The organism is Parasphingorhabdus sp., assembly GCF_039982395.1.
GTDB lineage: Bacteria > Pseudomonadota > Alphaproteobacteria > Sphingomonadales > Sphingomonadaceae > Parasphingorhabdus.
Genome location: NZ_JBDWYO010000003.1, coordinates 409,935 through 423,252 on the forward strand (window position 1 = coordinate 409,935; position 13,318 = coordinate 423,252).

Sequence of the window (13,318 nt, forward strand, 5' to 3'; positions counted from 1 at the left end):
GCCCAAAAAAACCCCGCCGAAATCGCTTCCGGCGGGGTCTTGTTTTAAACCAATAAGGTCGATGTTCTAGTGAACGCCGCCCTGTGCCGCATAGAGCGCTGCGAGAAGCAGCAGTGCGACAATATTGGTGATCTTGATCATCGGGTTAACAGCTGGACCCGCGGTATCCTTGTAGGGATCACCAACGGTATCGCCGGTCACAGCAGCTTTATGGGCTTCTGAACCCTTGCCGCCGTGATTGCCGTCTTCGATATATTTCTTGGCATTGTCCCAAGCACCGCCGCCCGCTGTCATAGACAGGGCAACGAACAGGCCGGAGACGATCACACCAAGCAACAAGGCACCAAGAGCCGCAAAGCCATTGGCTTGACCAGCAACCGCCGTGATCGCGAAATATACCACGATTGGAGCGAGTACCGGCAGCAGAGATGGAAGAACCATTTCTTTAATCGCAGCCTTGGTCACCAGATCCACGGTCCGGGCATAGTCCGGACGCGACGTGCCATCCATGATGCCTTTGTCAGCAGCAAATTGCGCGCGAACGTCTTTCACAACGTCACCCGCAGCGCGGCCCACAGCGGTCATGCCCATGGCTCCGAAGAGATATGGCAAGAGCGCGCCGAGCAACAGACCGACAATCACATAGGGATTTTCAAGGCTGAAGCTGACTTCGAGGTTCGGGAAGAACTCCTTCAGATCAGCGGTATAAGCCGAGAACAATACCAGTGCCGCCAGACCAGCAGAACCAATGGCATAGCCCTTGGTCACAGCCTTGGTCGTGTTACCAACAGCATCAAGCGCATCGGTTTTATCCCGTACGCTTTCTTCCAGACCGGACATTTCAGCAATGCCGCCCGCGTTGTCGGTTACCGGACCATAAGCATCCAGCGCCACAACCATACCGGCAAGCGCCAGCATCGAGGTTGCCGCAAAGGCAATGCCGATCAGACCAGCAAGCTGATATGCGACAACAATACCAACGACGATAACCAGCGTTGGCAAGGCCGTGGACTCCATCGAAATCGCCAGTCCCTGGATCACGTTCGTGCCGTGGCCGGTTTCTGATGATTTGGCGATCGACCGCACCGGACGATATTCCGTACCGGTATAATATTCGGTGATCCAGATGATCAGGCCGGTAACAGCCAGACCAACCATCATCGACCAGAACAAGGTCATGCCGGTAAAGCCACCAGATCCATCAAGCGCGGTTCCGATGGGCGTATCCATATCACCCAGCGTGCGCATGGTGACATAATAGATAGCCGGGATCGAAAGCACGGCAGTGGTCAGGAAGCCCTTGTACAGCGCGCCCATAATGTTCGTGCCACTGCCCAGGCGAACCATGTAAGTACCGATGATCGAGGTCAGGATACACACACCGCCCACGATAAGAGGCAGTGACATTAGGTCATAGAGCATCGCGCTACCGACCAGGTCACCAAAGAGCAGCGCCAGAAGCACCATCGTGGCACCAACGGTCACAACATAGGTCTCGAACAAGTCAGCCGCCATGCCAGCGCAATCGCCAACATTGTCGCCCACATTATCCGCGATCGTTGCCGGGTTGCGTGGATCATCCTCCGGGATGCCCGCTTCAACCTTGCCGACCAGATCGGCGCCAACGTCAGCCGCTTTGGTAAAGATACCGCCGCCGAGACGCGCAAAGATCGAAATCAGAGAAGCACCGAAGGCCAGAGCGACCAAAGCGTCAATGACCGTCCGGTCATTGGCAGCCATGCCCATCTGGGTGGTCAGCACGTAGAAGAAGATCGAGATCGCCAACAGAGCGAGACCAGCAACCAACATACCTGTTACTGCACCAGCGCGGAACGCGACGGTGAGACCGGTTTGTAGGCTTTCGCTAGCACCCTGCGCGGTGCGGACATTGGCGCGAACCGAAATGTTCATGCCGATATAGCCCGCGACGCCCGAAAGAATGGCGCCCAACAAGAAGCCAACCGTCGAGATTGCCCCCAAGAAAATGTAGACCAGAACCGCGACAACGATGCCGACGATACCAATGGCCCGATATTGGCGGTTCAAATAGGCTTGTGCACCTTCTTGAATTGCGCCCGCTATAGATTGCATTTTTTCATTGCCGGCAGGCGCATTGAGCACTTGGCGGCTGGTTATAAAGCCATAAACAATGGCGATAAACCCGCATAAAATTGAAATGGTGACAACGGTCATCGCTTCAAATCCCCTCCGTTTGTTATAGTAAAACGCCCCATCAGACGCGGGGCTGTCCCTCATGGCTATAGGGCGGAGAACGCAAATCGTGCAAGCCTTGATTTAACCAGTCATTAACAGGATGATTGCGACCAATCCAATCAACGGTTGTCGAACACGGTCAGCCGTGCAGGAAACCCAAATGCTCGGGCAAATCCAGTCGTTCGCCATGGCTGTGCAAAGCTATGCCCGATCCAGAACGACAGATTCCGATGCAGGTCAGCGGAACCGGCAGAACCGTTTCGGGACTGGCAGTGAGCAACAGTTGATAGTCATCGCCGCCGGTCGCGGCCTTGATGCGAGCGTCCTGACTATCACCAACAAGGGTTTGATATTGTTCGGACAATGGCACTTCCGCTAGATCAATCTCGATCTGAATACCGCTGGCTGCTGCAATGCGCGAGGCATCAAGCAAGAGCCCATCGGACACATCCATCATGCTGCTGACCAGATTGGACAATGCCCGGCCATCATCCAGCTTTGGCATAGGACGGGTATGCGCTTTCAGCAGCGCCGCCGTCACTTCGATATCGACGGATGTCAGTGCACCCGTTGCAATTTGCAGTCCAGCCCATGCATTGCCGATCGTTCCGGTGACATAGACAGCATGGCCCGCCATGGCATTGCTGCGAGACGGCACGATATGGCCTTTTGCTTCACCGAAGGCGGTCAGACCAAAGGTTCGGAGGCCCTGCTCGCCCATCGCGACCGTGTCACCGCCGAGAAGCGGAACAGCAAAATGGTTGATCGCCTGCTTGAGGCCGTCGACAAACGCCGCGTCCCATGCATCACTAGCGGCCTGACCATAGCCGAGCAGTAAACCCAGCGGTTTCGCGCCCTTTGCCGCAAGATCGGAGAGATTTACGGCAACCAGCTTCCAGGCCACATCGGCGGGATCAGCGTCCGGCAGAAAATGGACGCCTTCCACCATCATGTCATGGGTCATCACCAGCTTGTGCCGACCAAAGGGCATCATCGCGACATCATCGGCCAATCCGCGCGCGGCAGGATGGGTCGTGATGGCCTTTAACCGGTCAAGAAATGCGATCTCGCTCAAGACAGGGCGTGCTCCAGTGCCATTCTAATGGAAGCGTTGGCGCGCTTGCTGACCGCCGCTCGTGGTGCAAATCCATTAAAACCGTGCGGTGCACCAGGGTAGATAGCAAGCTCAACCGGTACACCCGATGAACGGAGCCGATTGGCATAAGCAATATTTTCATCAAGAAACAGGTCGAGGTCGCCGCACATGATATAGGCAGGCGGCAGGCCGGTCAGATCCGTTGCCCGCGCCGCAGCAGCATAAGCACTAGCACCATCTTCTTCTGCATATAGGGACCAGGCATATAGCGATGTTGCGCGTGTCCAGGTCGATGGAGGAATGTCCATATGCCCCGAAGGCGTATCGTGCTGATCATCAAGCATCGGGTAGATCAGCAACTGGAAGGCGATTTCCGGGCCACCACGATCGCGGTTCAGCAGCGCGGCGCTCGCCGCCAGGCCGCCGCCGGCACTCGGGCCTGCAAGGATGATCTTGCGCGGACTGCGGTTTTTCGCCACCCGCTCAATCACCGCGCAGACATCCCGCGCTGCCGCTGGTGCGCGATATTCTGGTGCCATCCGGTAGTCGACCGAAACCACCGGCGCTAGGTTAGAATAGCCCTGAGCGGAAAGATCATCGACGCTGCCCATCAAATATCCGCCGCCATGCAACCAGATAATCGTGCAATCGGGATAAAGGACATCCCGCGCACGATATTCGATGACCGCGACATCCGGATCACCGTCCAATCCGGGCATATGATATTCGTCTTTCTGACCTTCATATTCCGGCGTGTCAGCAGCCATTTGAGCGAAAAGCGCGTCCAGCGCAGCCCGCGCTCCATCCACGTCGGTTCTCAATATCTCGAAAAGAAAGGGCCCCTCTGATAGGATGATATCGCGAAAGTCAGGGTCCAACCGGTCTAGAAAGTCTGACATTTTTACCCCCAAGCCAGCCGGGGTTTTGTTCAGCCCCGTACTTGTTTCGCGATGCTGTCCAGCAAGCCGTTGACAAAGCCTGCATCCTTTTTGCTGAAGAATGCATGCGCCACATCCAGATATTCGTCAATCACCGTTGCGATTGGTACGTCTTCCTGTGCGACCAATTCAAATGTCCCGGCCCGCAATATTTGCAGCATTGTCTTGTCGAGGCGGCCCAATGTCCAGCCGGAAGCGAGTTTTGAATCCACCAGTCCGTCGATTTCCTCGAGTCGCGACGTTACGCCGATCACTAGATCATCAAAGAAGTCTCGCTCTGCGGGATGATATTGATCATCCTCGATTTCTTGACCCAGCCGATGGTCGTGGAATTCCTTCAGCAGTTTCGGAACCGGCGTCTTCTCCATCTGGTGCTGGAAAAGTGCCTGAACGGCTGCCAGCCGAGCAGCAGATCGGGATGTCGATTTCGCGGTCATGCTCTTTTCATCCGTGGCGTGCCCAGGAAGTCACCCTTACCAATCTGGAACCCGCGCTCACGCAACAGATCATAAGCCGTGGTGGCGTGGAAATAGAAATTTGGCTGTGCAAAGCTCAGCAGAAAATTCTCAGCCGTGAAAGGCATCACCATCTCACCGAAGCGGAACTCCATTGGCTGGCCGATAAAGCCCGCCATCTCGGCCTCCGTAACCGCTTCCAGTCCGGCTTTGGCTTCATCGAGTTTTTCGTACAAGCCTTCCCAATCGCTGGGTGGCGCGACCAGACTTGGAGTAAACACACCTTCTCTCACCGCTTCAATCGCGCCCAGCGAATGCTCACGGCAGCATTTCACCTGATAGGAAAAAGGCTGCATATCCTCGATCAGTCGGGCGCCGATAATCTCTTCCGCCGCTGTGCCTTCGCTCTCGCAATGGGCCTTGGCTTTATCGACCAGCGCGCGGACGGCGGCAATGATCTGTAGTTGGGTCGGGATTACGGCGTCATATAATGAAATGGTCATGGACATGTTCTTTCTGTTATTTGTCAGCTTCGGTCGAGCCGTTTTTGAATGCTCGCAGCATGGGCCGGCAGGCCTTCTGCCTCTGCCAGAGCAACCGCCGCCGGACCGATATTGCGGAGAGCCTGATCATCGCAGTGGATGAAACTGGTGCGTTTCATAAAGTCGGTGACCGAAAGACCGGACGAAAAACGCGCCCGCCGACCGGTCGGCAATACATGATTGGGACCAGCAATATAATCGCCGATGGCTTCCGGCGTGTGCCGACCCAGAAAGACGGAACCGGCATGGCGGACTTTTCGAAACAAGCCATCCGGATCGTCGATGGCCAGCTCCAGATGTTCGGCGGCCAGCCGGTCCACCAAAGGCACGGCTTGCTCGAGACGGTCGAGAACAATGATCGCACCATTGTCATCCCAGCTGGTCGTTGCAGTTGCCGAAGTCGCAAAAGACATTAACTGTTCATTAATTTTTTCAGATACTTGATCTGCAAACTCACTATCATTTGTGAACAATATAGACTGACTGGTCGGATCATGTTCCGCCTGACTGAGCAAGTCGGCGGCGATCCAGTCGGGGTTATTTTTCCCATCGGCGACGACCACAATTTCCGAAGGACCGGCGACCATATCGATGCCGACAACACCGAAAACCTGTCGCTTCGCCTCGGCGACCCAGGCATTGCCCGGGCCAGTGACAACATCGACCGGTGCAATATTTTCGGTACCATAAGCTAGAGCGGCCACGGCCTGCGCGCCGCCAATCCGCCAGATCTCGTCCACTCCGGCCAATTCCGCCGCCGCCAGCACGAGAGGATTAATCTCTCCGCCGGGCGCCGGCGTGACCATGACAAGATGATCGACACCCGCAGCTTTGGCCGGGATGGCGTTCATCAATACTGACGATGGATAGGCTGCCCGGCCACCGGGGATATAGATGCCCGCACGCTCGACGGCGTTCCAGCGAGCGCCAATACGCACGCCAGCTTCATCTATATAGTCCCTGTTATCAGGAACTTGCCCTTCATGATAATCACGAATTCTTAAGGCTGCGAGTTCCAGCGCGACCCGTAAAGATGCTTCCAATCCTTCCAATGCAGCAGCGGATTCAGTCTTGTCCACGCGCCAGCCGGTCTGCTCCAGATCATGCTGGTCAAACTTGCTCGTGAGCCGCAACAGCGCTTCATCGCCATGATCCCGGACATCCTGAATGATCGCCTTCACATCGGCGGAAACATCGGCATCTGCCTCACGTCTGGCATTGACAAGCGCGTCAAAAGACTCGGCAAAACCGGAATCGCTGATGGCAATGCGCAAGGGCATCAGACCTGCTCCGCCAGCTCGCGGAACCTCTGCACCAATGGCGTCAACTCGGCGCTGCGCATTTTGAACGCCGCCCGGTTGACCACCAACCTGCCGGAAATATCCAATATCCTGTCCGTTTCGACCAGATTATTGGCTTTCAGCGTGCTGCCAGATTCGACCAGATCGACGATATGCCGCGACAGGCCGAGCGAAGGCGCCAGTTCCATCGCGCCATTGAGCTTCACGCATTCCGCCTGAATGCCTTTGCCTTCAAAATAGCGGCTGGTGAGATTGGGATATTTGGTGGCGACCCGCAGATGGGAGATATTCGCCACCTCTTCCGCATCGTCCTTCGGCTGCGCTACCGACAGGCGGCAGCGGCCGATGCCCAAGTCTACAGGTGCGTATAACTCGCTATAGCCAAATTCTTCGATCACATCAGAACCGACAATGCCGATCTGGGCCGCGCCGTGGGCCACGAAGGTCGCAACATCGAATGCCCGCACCCGAATGATCGACATATGGGGCAGATTCGTCGCGAATTGCAGACTGCGGTTGGACTTGTCAAAAAAGGCATCCTCTGGCACAATCCCCGCCTGCTCCAAGAGCGGCAAAGCATCGTCCAGAATCCTCCCTTTCGGAATTGCAAAGATAAGTGGTTTGGCCATGATGGCCGCGGCTTTACGGGTTCGCAGATGAAAGGGCAACGAGTTATGGACATTTTGGACGTTGAAGATATTGCGCAAGGAATGCGCGGTCAGGCGGAACATTGTCGCCGCAACGATGCCCCGGTTACCGCCTCTATCATTATCGCCCAATTGGCGCTCATCAATGGCCCAACAGCCTGCGGGCAAAAAATCACCAATTGGCCAGGAAAACCGCTGGAAGACGCCATGCCGCTGCGGCTCACCGGCGGACTCCACCATCTTTATCTCAGCGGCAAAGAGCCGCGACTGGCCGAGATTTACGAAGGCCGCATCACCGATCAGGACCAGATCGATCGTCTCGTCGGACAGGTTGTGAGCGATCATGACACCGATTTACTCCCCTGGTTTGACAGCCCGCCCCAGACCAATGAGTCCGGCCGTTCAGCCAGTTTCATGGCTGGTTTGTTGTGGCTGTCGGGTCATGTCGGTCCGCGATTCGAACTGCTTGAACTAGGCGCCAGCGCGGGCGTGAACACGATGATGGGCCGTTATCATTATGATCTGAATGGCATTCAGGCGGGGCCGGAAGACTCCCCGATGCGGATCAAGCCCGAATGGCGCGGTCCCCCTCCCCCGCAGGCTCCGGTCGACATTGTCAGCGCCCTCGGTTGCGACCAAAATCCAATCGACCTCACCGATGACGAAACCGCCGCGCGGCTCAAGGGCTATATCTGGCCGGAAATGCCAGCGCGTTTCGAACGGATGGAAGCCTCCATTGCGCTCGCCAAACAGTATCCACCGGATATCGCCAAAGCCGATGGCGCCGACTGGGTCGAAGATCAGCTAATCCGCCCACAGGAAAGCGGCGTCACCCGGGTGCTGATGCATTCGATCGTCTGGCAATATCTGCCGCAGGAAACCAAAGACCGGATCACCATGGCGATGGAGACTGCTGGCAAACAAGCTACGACAGAAAAGCCGCTGGCATGGATGTCACTGGAAACCAACCGCAAGACCTTCAGCCACGAACTGATCATACGCTACTGGCCGGGCGATGAAGAGAAAGCCTTATTGGGTCGCGCTCATGCCCATGGCGCTTGGGTGGAGTGGTTTGATCTTCAAAAATGATCTGGCTAGGGTTGTTCCAATGAGATATTTTGCCAGCCTGATAATTTGCATACTGATGACAGGCTGTGCGGACGCCGACGCCGATAAAGCTTGCAGTCCGCCGCGCGCATCTTGGGAATCCGACCATAGCGGCCCGTGGGCGCATGAGTTAATCTTAGTAAATCAGATCGCGCTGGATTCAAGCGGTCAAACCTACTGGAACCAAGAAGTCCGTGAACTTCAGGAAATCACTATGTTCCTCAAGAAGTCTAGAACATTCCTTCCCCAACCAATGGTGCGCTTTGTAACTGAAATGGGGGTGCCATGTGATAAACTCGAAACAGTACGCGACACTATCGAAGAGAATTTTGACTGCGATCGGACCGGGCATTGTGATGAAGGTATTCCCGGGACAGAGGATATTCCTTTGCGAATGTTAAATTGAAACCAGACCACCGCCAACTCGGCTAGATTCTATCGAGATCCCTAACCGTCTTGTCGGTTTCCACATTGCCGGTATTGAGGATCGATTTTGGTTCAAGCAAAAGCACTTGGCATTCGCCGTCCAGAGCTTCCGGACAATGTTCGACGCCCTTTGGAACAATGATAAACTCCCCTGCCCCGACATCAATATCGCCGGTGCGCAAGCCCATGCGCATCGTGCCTTTGACCACCAGAAACAGCTCGTCTTCTTCATCATGGTGATGCCAGTCAAACTTACCCTCGAATTTGGCAAGCTTCACCTGTGCGTCGTTGATATCACCGGCGATTTTCGGGGACCAATGATCGGAGAAGCTGGCGAAGGCATCCGCAAGATTGACTTTCTCGATCACTCGCCGGGCGCCCTCGCCTTTATCGCCATAGCGTGGACTTTGTCCCGCATCATATCGCCCAGCGCTTTGTTGACCATCCGCTGACGGTTCAGCCGCGACAGGCCGGCAAATTCGGCGCATTCAATCTCGACGGTGAAGTGTGATTCTCCGCTGCCGTCATCGCCGACATGGCCGTGATGGCTGGCACTATCGTTGATGACGTTCAGCGATATTGGCGCGAGTTCGGCGGTGAGCCTTTTTTCTATCTCGCTGTGGACTGGACCTTTGGGCATCGAATCTCCATATTGCTCGTTCACCATTGCTATAACCGCTCGCCCCAAGCCTGTCGAAGGGCGTTTCTCGACAAAGGAAAGACTGGCTTCAACAGGCTCAGCTCGCACGGATTTGACAGACATTCCCCCCAAAAGAAAATCGAACCGCTTCCATGGCCGCGTCGAAACCGAGGATCAGCCCTGCGCGATCGAAGGCTGCCCGGAAAATGGCGAGTTTCGCGCGCCGCCTATCTATGGGTCCGGACGCAGCTATGACGGGCCGGGCGAATATCGCTGGTTATGTCTCGACCATGTTCGCGAGTTTAATCAGGGTTATGATTATTTCGAAGGCATGGATCAGGAACAGATTTTCGATGCCCAGCACCCGGTGCGAGGATGGGATTCGACAAGGCGAATCTATGACACCGGCCCCAATGTGCCGCCCACCTGGGCAGATTTTACCGACCCTCTGGATGCGATCGGCGCGCGATTTGCCGCCGGCCTTCAACGCAACCAAACCGCGGGGCCACCCTTATCCGGCGCAGACCAGAAAGCACTAAAGACGCTAGGGCTTGGCGACGAAGCTTCCCAATCCGTTGGCCGCGGCGAAATCCGCCGCGCCTATTCCGCACTGGTCCGCAAATATCATCCCGATCGCAATGGCGGGGATCGTAGCCACGAGAAACAGTTGGCAAAAGTGATCGAGGCCTATACGCAGCTTAAGGAATCACCAGATTTTAGATAGTGGCTCGCCCCCTGTGCATTGCATAAGGAAGCCGAGAATTTTTGAAGGACGACGATGACTGATTTACCCAATCCCGACGGCAACAGCGAAACAGTTTTAAACGCGCCCGACATGACCGTCGATGCACGCGAAATCTTTGGCGTGGACGTGGACATGGAAATTCCAGCGTTCAGCAAAAAAGACGAGCGCGTGCCCGATCTCGACCCTTCCTATGTTTTCGATCCGGAAACCACCACGGCCATTCTTGCGGGCTTTGCTTTCAATCGCCGGGTCATGGTCCAAGGCTATCACGGCACCGGAAAATCGACCCATATCGAGCAGGTTGCAGCGCGCCTCAACTGGCCCTGCATCCGGATCAACCTCGATGCCCATATCAGCCGGATTGATCTGGTCGGGCGTGATGCGATTGTTCTAAAGGACGGCCAGCAAGTCACCGAATTCCGCGAAGGCCTTTTGCCTTGGGCACTGCAAACGCCAACCGCATTGGTGTTCGACGAATATGATGCCGGTCGCCCGGACGTGATGTTCGTGATCCAGCGGATATTGGAAGCAGAAGGCAAATTGACGCTGCTCGATCAGAACCGCGTCATCCGTCCCAACCCGCATTTCCGTCTCTTTGCGACCGCGAATACGGTTGGCCTCGGCGACACCAGCGGCCTGTATCACGGCACCCAACAGATTAACCAGGGCCAGATGGATCGCTGGAATATCGTGGTGACACTGAACTATCTGCCGGCAGCAACCGAAGCAAAAGTGATCCTGTCCAAAGTTCCGGATGCCGGTGACAAAACGGTAGAGAATATGATCAAGGTCGCTGATCTCACACGAAATGGCTTCGTTAACGGCGACATTTCCACGGTGATGAGCCCACGGACCGTGATCAGCTGGGCCCAAAATGCGGCCATCTTCAAAAATATCGGCTTCGCGTTCCGCCTCTCCTTCCTCAACAAATGCGATGAAGCAGAGCGGATGCTGGTGGCGGAATATTATCAGCGGGTGTTTGGCGAAGATTTGCCGGAAAGCATAATGGGCAGCTAGTCGACTGCTCCATTTTCTGACTGGTCATTACCGTATTATTGATATAATACAGCAATGGTGAACGAGCAGTCCTCTATCCCCGAACAACGGCATCGCCGCTGGTACTGGCCTTTTGGCCGCAAAAATGCTGCCGAAACCACATTCTACCAGCCCTATGGCGATGCCATACCGCCGCGCATCGAAGAACCGCTTGCACCGCTAAAAAAGCCGCGCGTCAAGTGGTGGTGGATCAGCCGGGCCCTTGCGGCGGGGTTGTTCATTTTCATCCTGCTGATCGCCTATCTTGCAATCACCGCGCCTTTATCCAAATCACTACAACCCATCGCACCGCCGCAAATCACGCTGTTGACATCCGACGGCCAGCCCTTCGCGCGCAATGGCGCGGTCGTCGACGCCCCTGTGGAGGTCGCAAAGCTTCCCGACCATGTGATGCAAGCCTTCATGGCGATCGAAGACCGCCGCTTCTATTCCCATTGGGGTATTGATCCACGCGGACTGGCTCGCGCTTTGTGGAGCAACATGGCGGGCAGCGGGATCACCCAAGGCGGTAGCACGATCACACAACAGCTGGCCAAAACCACATTTCTAACCCCGGAACGCAGCCTGACCCGCAAGGCGCGGGAGATGCTGATCGCCTTCTGGCTCGAAACTTGGCTCACCAAGGACGAGATACTCGAACGCTATCTTTCCAACGTCTATTTCGGAGACAATGTCTACGGCCTGCGCGCCGCTTCGCTCCATTATTATTACCGCCAGCCGGAAAATCTGAAGCTGGAACAGGCCATCGTGCTTGCTGGCCTGGTGCAGGCGCCATCACGTCTGGCCCCGACCCGCAACCCGGAACTGGCAGAAAAGCGGGCCAATCTCGTCAAATCGGCCATGGTCAGCGTTGGTTATCTCAGCCAAAACGAAGCTGATGAGCTAGGTCCGGCAAAGCTGGATGTGCGGGCCAAAAATGCGCTACCTACCGGCACATATTTTGCCGACTGGGCGATGCCGCAGGCACGGGCTTTGACCGATCTAAGCTATGAAAAGCTGACGCTGACGACCACCCTCGATGCCCGTTTGCAGGATATTGCCCGCAAAGCCGTGGCCCGAGCGCCTCTTGGTCAAGCGCAGGTCGCCTTGGTCGCCATGCGCCCCGACGGAGAGATTGTGGCGATGATTGGCGGCAAGGACTATGCTAAATCCTCGTTCAACCGGGTAACCCAGGCAAAGCGCCAGCCCGGCTCTACCTTCAAGCTGTTTGTCTGGCTGGCGGCCTTGCGTTCGGGCATGGATGCGGATGATATGGTCGACGACACTCCGATCACCAAAGGCGGCTATCTCCCCAAAAATTCCGGCGAAAAATATCGGGGTGAAATCAGCCTGAAAGAAGCCTTCGCTCGATCAAGCAACGTCGCAGCTGTCCGGCTCTTTGGCCAGGTGGGCGACAAAGCGGTGATCCGTGAAGCGCGGAACTTGGGGATCAGGTCAAAACTGGCGACGGATGACCCAAGCCTGGCGCTCGGGACGTCGACGACAAATCTGCTGGAACTGACCGCCGCCTATGCAGGGGTCGCCGGCAACAGTTGGCCGATAGAGCCTTATGCCTTTGAGAAAGAAGAGCAGAGCTGGGCCGAATGGTTGTTCGATTGGCCAGGACGCTATGACTCGGACACGCACCAGAATATGGAGGTTTTGCTGCGATCGGCGGTCAATACTGGGACGGGACGCCGCGCGATGCTGTCGATCCCGAATTACGGAAAAACCGGCACCAGCCAAAACAATAGAGATGCACTATTCGTCGGCTATGCCGGAGAAGGCGACAAGCGCCTGGTTGTCGGCGTTTGGATCGGCAATGATGACAATAGTCCGCTCAAGGGCATCAGTGGCGGCGGCCTGCCCGCACGAATCTGGAAGGGCTTCATGCAGCAGGCCGTGCAAGCCAAGAAACCCGCTCGCCCCGCCAAGCCGGTTAAAAAGCCCGACCCTGAAGGCCCGATCATTCCGCTCGACCTTCCCACAGTCCCGGAAATCCCGATCGATATCGGTGATGCTGAGCTTAGAATAGATGGTGATTCCGGCGTCCGTCTGGGCACGGAGATCGGCGGCATTCCGATTGATTTGAGGATCGATGGCGACGGCGTGGCAATAGAACGGCGCCCGGAGGAAAACCCTTCGGGGCAGAATCCCTAACGGCATCACTCC

At 56.1% G+C, this 13,318-nt stretch carries 14 protein-coding genes; 5 read left to right on the forward strand and 9 right to left on the reverse strand.

Annotated features, from left to right (window positions below; genetic code table 11):
• Window positions 1-66: 66 nt before the first annotated feature.
• From ABJV08_RS08620 to hisG, 7 genes are all read right to left on the reverse strand, one after another.
• Window positions 67-2,193 (reverse strand): sodium-translocating pyrophosphatase, encoded by a 2,127-nt coding sequence (locus ABJV08_RS08620; protein ID WP_348040993.1) that lies wholly within the window; start codon window positions 2,191-2,193, stop codon window positions 67-69.
• A 160-nt stretch (window positions 2,194-2,353) separates the two neighbouring features.
• Window positions 2,354-3,289 (reverse strand): thiamine-phosphate kinase, encoded by a 936-nt coding sequence (thiL, locus tag ABJV08_RS08625; protein ID WP_348040995.1) that lies wholly within the window; start codon window positions 3,287-3,289, stop codon window positions 2,354-2,356.
• Window positions 3,286-4,209, reverse strand: a complete 924-nt coding sequence (locus ABJV08_RS08630) for an alpha/beta hydrolase (protein ID WP_348040997.1) — start codon at window positions 4,207-4,209, stop codon at window positions 3,286-3,288. Before ABJV08_RS08630 ends, thiL begins: the two co-directional genes overlap by 4 nt.
• A gap of 29 nt (window positions 4,210-4,238) precedes the next feature.
• A complete protein-coding gene (nusB, locus tag ABJV08_RS08635) occupies window positions 4,239-4,685 on the reverse strand; it encodes a transcription antitermination factor NusB (RefSeq protein ID WP_348040999.1) in 447 nt (148 codons plus the stop codon).
• Window positions 4,682-5,206: a DUF1993 domain-containing protein gene (locus tag ABJV08_RS08640; RefSeq protein WP_348041001.1), complete on the reverse strand. Its 525-nt coding sequence runs from the start codon at window positions 5,204-5,206 to the stop codon at window positions 4,682-4,684. Before ABJV08_RS08640 ends, nusB begins: the two co-directional genes overlap by 4 nt.
• 23 nt (window positions 5,207-5,229) lie before the next feature.
• Window positions 5,230-6,525, reverse strand: coding sequence for a histidinol dehydrogenase (gene hisD, locus ABJV08_RS08645; RefSeq protein WP_348041003.1), 1,296 nt, complete (start codon window positions 6,523-6,525; stop codon window positions 5,230-5,232).
• Window positions 6,525-7,175 (reverse strand): ATP phosphoribosyltransferase, encoded by a 651-nt coding sequence (gene hisG, locus ABJV08_RS08650; protein WP_348020675.1) that lies wholly within the window; start codon window positions 7,173-7,175, stop codon window positions 6,525-6,527. The genes hisD and hisG overlap by 1 nt, the downstream gene beginning before the upstream one ends.
• 45 nt (window positions 7,176-7,220) lie before the next feature.
• On the opposite strand from hisG, the gene ABJV08_RS08655 reads away from it, so the two are divergent.
• Both ABJV08_RS08655 and ABJV08_RS08660 read left to right on the forward strand, forming a co-directional pair.
• Window positions 7,221-8,282, forward strand: coding sequence for a DUF2332 domain-containing protein (locus tag ABJV08_RS08655; RefSeq protein ID WP_348041005.1), 1,062 nt, complete (start codon window positions 7,221-7,223; stop codon window positions 8,280-8,282).
• A 19-nt stretch (window positions 8,283-8,301) separates the two neighbouring features.
• Window positions 8,302-8,706 carry a hypothetical protein gene (locus ABJV08_RS08660; RefSeq protein ID WP_348052582.1) on the forward strand — a complete coding sequence of 135 codons (405 nt, stop codon included), beginning with the start codon at window positions 8,302-8,304 and terminating at the stop codon, window positions 8,704-8,706.
• Between the two features lie 22 nt (window positions 8,707-8,728).
• Here the strand turns inward: ABJV08_RS08660 and ABJV08_RS08665 are convergent, their stop codons facing one another.
• Entirely contained in the window at window positions 8,729-9,094 is a 366-nt protein-coding gene (locus tag ABJV08_RS08665; protein WP_348041008.1) for a cupin domain-containing protein, read from the reverse strand.
• Window positions 9,091-9,366 carry a BolA family protein gene (locus ABJV08_RS08670; RefSeq protein ID WP_348041283.1) on the reverse strand — a complete coding sequence of 92 codons (276 nt, stop codon included), beginning with the start codon at window positions 9,364-9,366 and terminating at the stop codon, window positions 9,091-9,093. The genes ABJV08_RS08665 and ABJV08_RS08670 overlap by 4 nt, the downstream gene beginning before the upstream one ends.
• A gap of 112 nt (window positions 9,367-9,478) precedes the next feature.
• Between ABJV08_RS08670 and ABJV08_RS08675 the strand changes: the two genes are divergently transcribed.
• Genes ABJV08_RS08675 through ABJV08_RS08685 form a run of 3 tightly spaced genes read left to right on the forward strand, consistent with a single transcriptional unit; the run spans window position 9,479 to window position 13,306 of the window.
• Window positions 9,479-10,090: a DnaJ domain-containing protein gene (locus ABJV08_RS08675; RefSeq protein ID WP_348041009.1), complete on the forward strand. Its 612-nt coding sequence runs from the start codon at window positions 9,479-9,481 to the stop codon at window positions 10,088-10,090.
• A gap of 54 nt (window positions 10,091-10,144) precedes the next feature.
• Window positions 10,145-11,128 carry a cobaltochelatase subunit CobS gene (cobS, locus tag ABJV08_RS08680; protein WP_348041010.1) on the forward strand — a complete coding sequence of 328 codons (984 nt, stop codon included), beginning with the start codon at window positions 10,145-10,147 and terminating at the stop codon, window positions 11,126-11,128.
• Between the two features lie 54 nt (window positions 11,129-11,182).
• Window positions 11,183-13,306, forward strand: a complete 2,124-nt coding sequence (locus tag ABJV08_RS08685) for a transglycosylase domain-containing protein (protein ID WP_348041012.1) — start codon at window positions 11,183-11,185, stop codon at window positions 13,304-13,306.
• Window positions 13,307-13,318: the final 12 nt, after the last annotated feature.

Coding starts and splice junctions, on each gene's coding strand:
- ABJV08_RS08620 (WP_348040993.1), bottom strand. CDS start 2,193: ATGACCGTTGTCACCATTTCAATTTTATGCGGGTTTATCGCCATTGTT.
- ABJV08_RS08630 (WP_348040997.1), bottom strand. CDS start 4,209: ATGTCAGACTTTCTAGACCGGTTGGACCCTGACTTTCGCGATATCATC.
- nusB (WP_348040999.1), bottom strand. CDS start 4,685: ATGACCGCGAAATCGACATCCCGATCTGCTGCTCGGCTGGCAGCCGTT.
- ABJV08_RS08640 (WP_348041001.1), bottom strand. CDS start 5,206: ATGACCATTTCATTATATGACGCCGTAATCCCGACCCAACTACAGATC.
- hisD (WP_348041003.1), bottom strand. CDS start 6,525: ATGCCCTTGCGCATTGCCATCAGCGATTCCGGTTTTGCCGAGTCTTTT.
- hisG (WP_348020675.1), bottom strand. CDS start 7,175: ATGGCCAAACCACTTATCTTTGCAATTCCGAAAGGGAGGATTCTGGAC.
- ABJV08_RS08655 (WP_348041005.1), top strand. CDS start 7,221: ATGGACATTTTGGACGTTGAAGATATTGCGCAAGGAATGCGCGGTCAG.
- ABJV08_RS08660 (WP_348052582.1), top strand. CDS start 8,302: ATGAGATATTTTGCCAGCCTGATAATTTGCATACTGATGACAGGCTGT.
- ABJV08_RS08670 (WP_348041283.1), bottom strand. CDS start 9,366: ATGCCCAAAGGTCCAGTCCACAGCGAGATAGAAAAAAGGCTCACCGCC.
- cobS (WP_348041010.1), top strand. CDS start 10,145: ATGACTGATTTACCCAATCCCGACGGCAACAGCGAAACAGTTTTAAAC.
- ABJV08_RS08685 (WP_348041012.1), top strand. CDS start 11,183: ATGGTGAACGAGCAGTCCTCTATCCCCGAACAACGGCATCGCCGCTGG.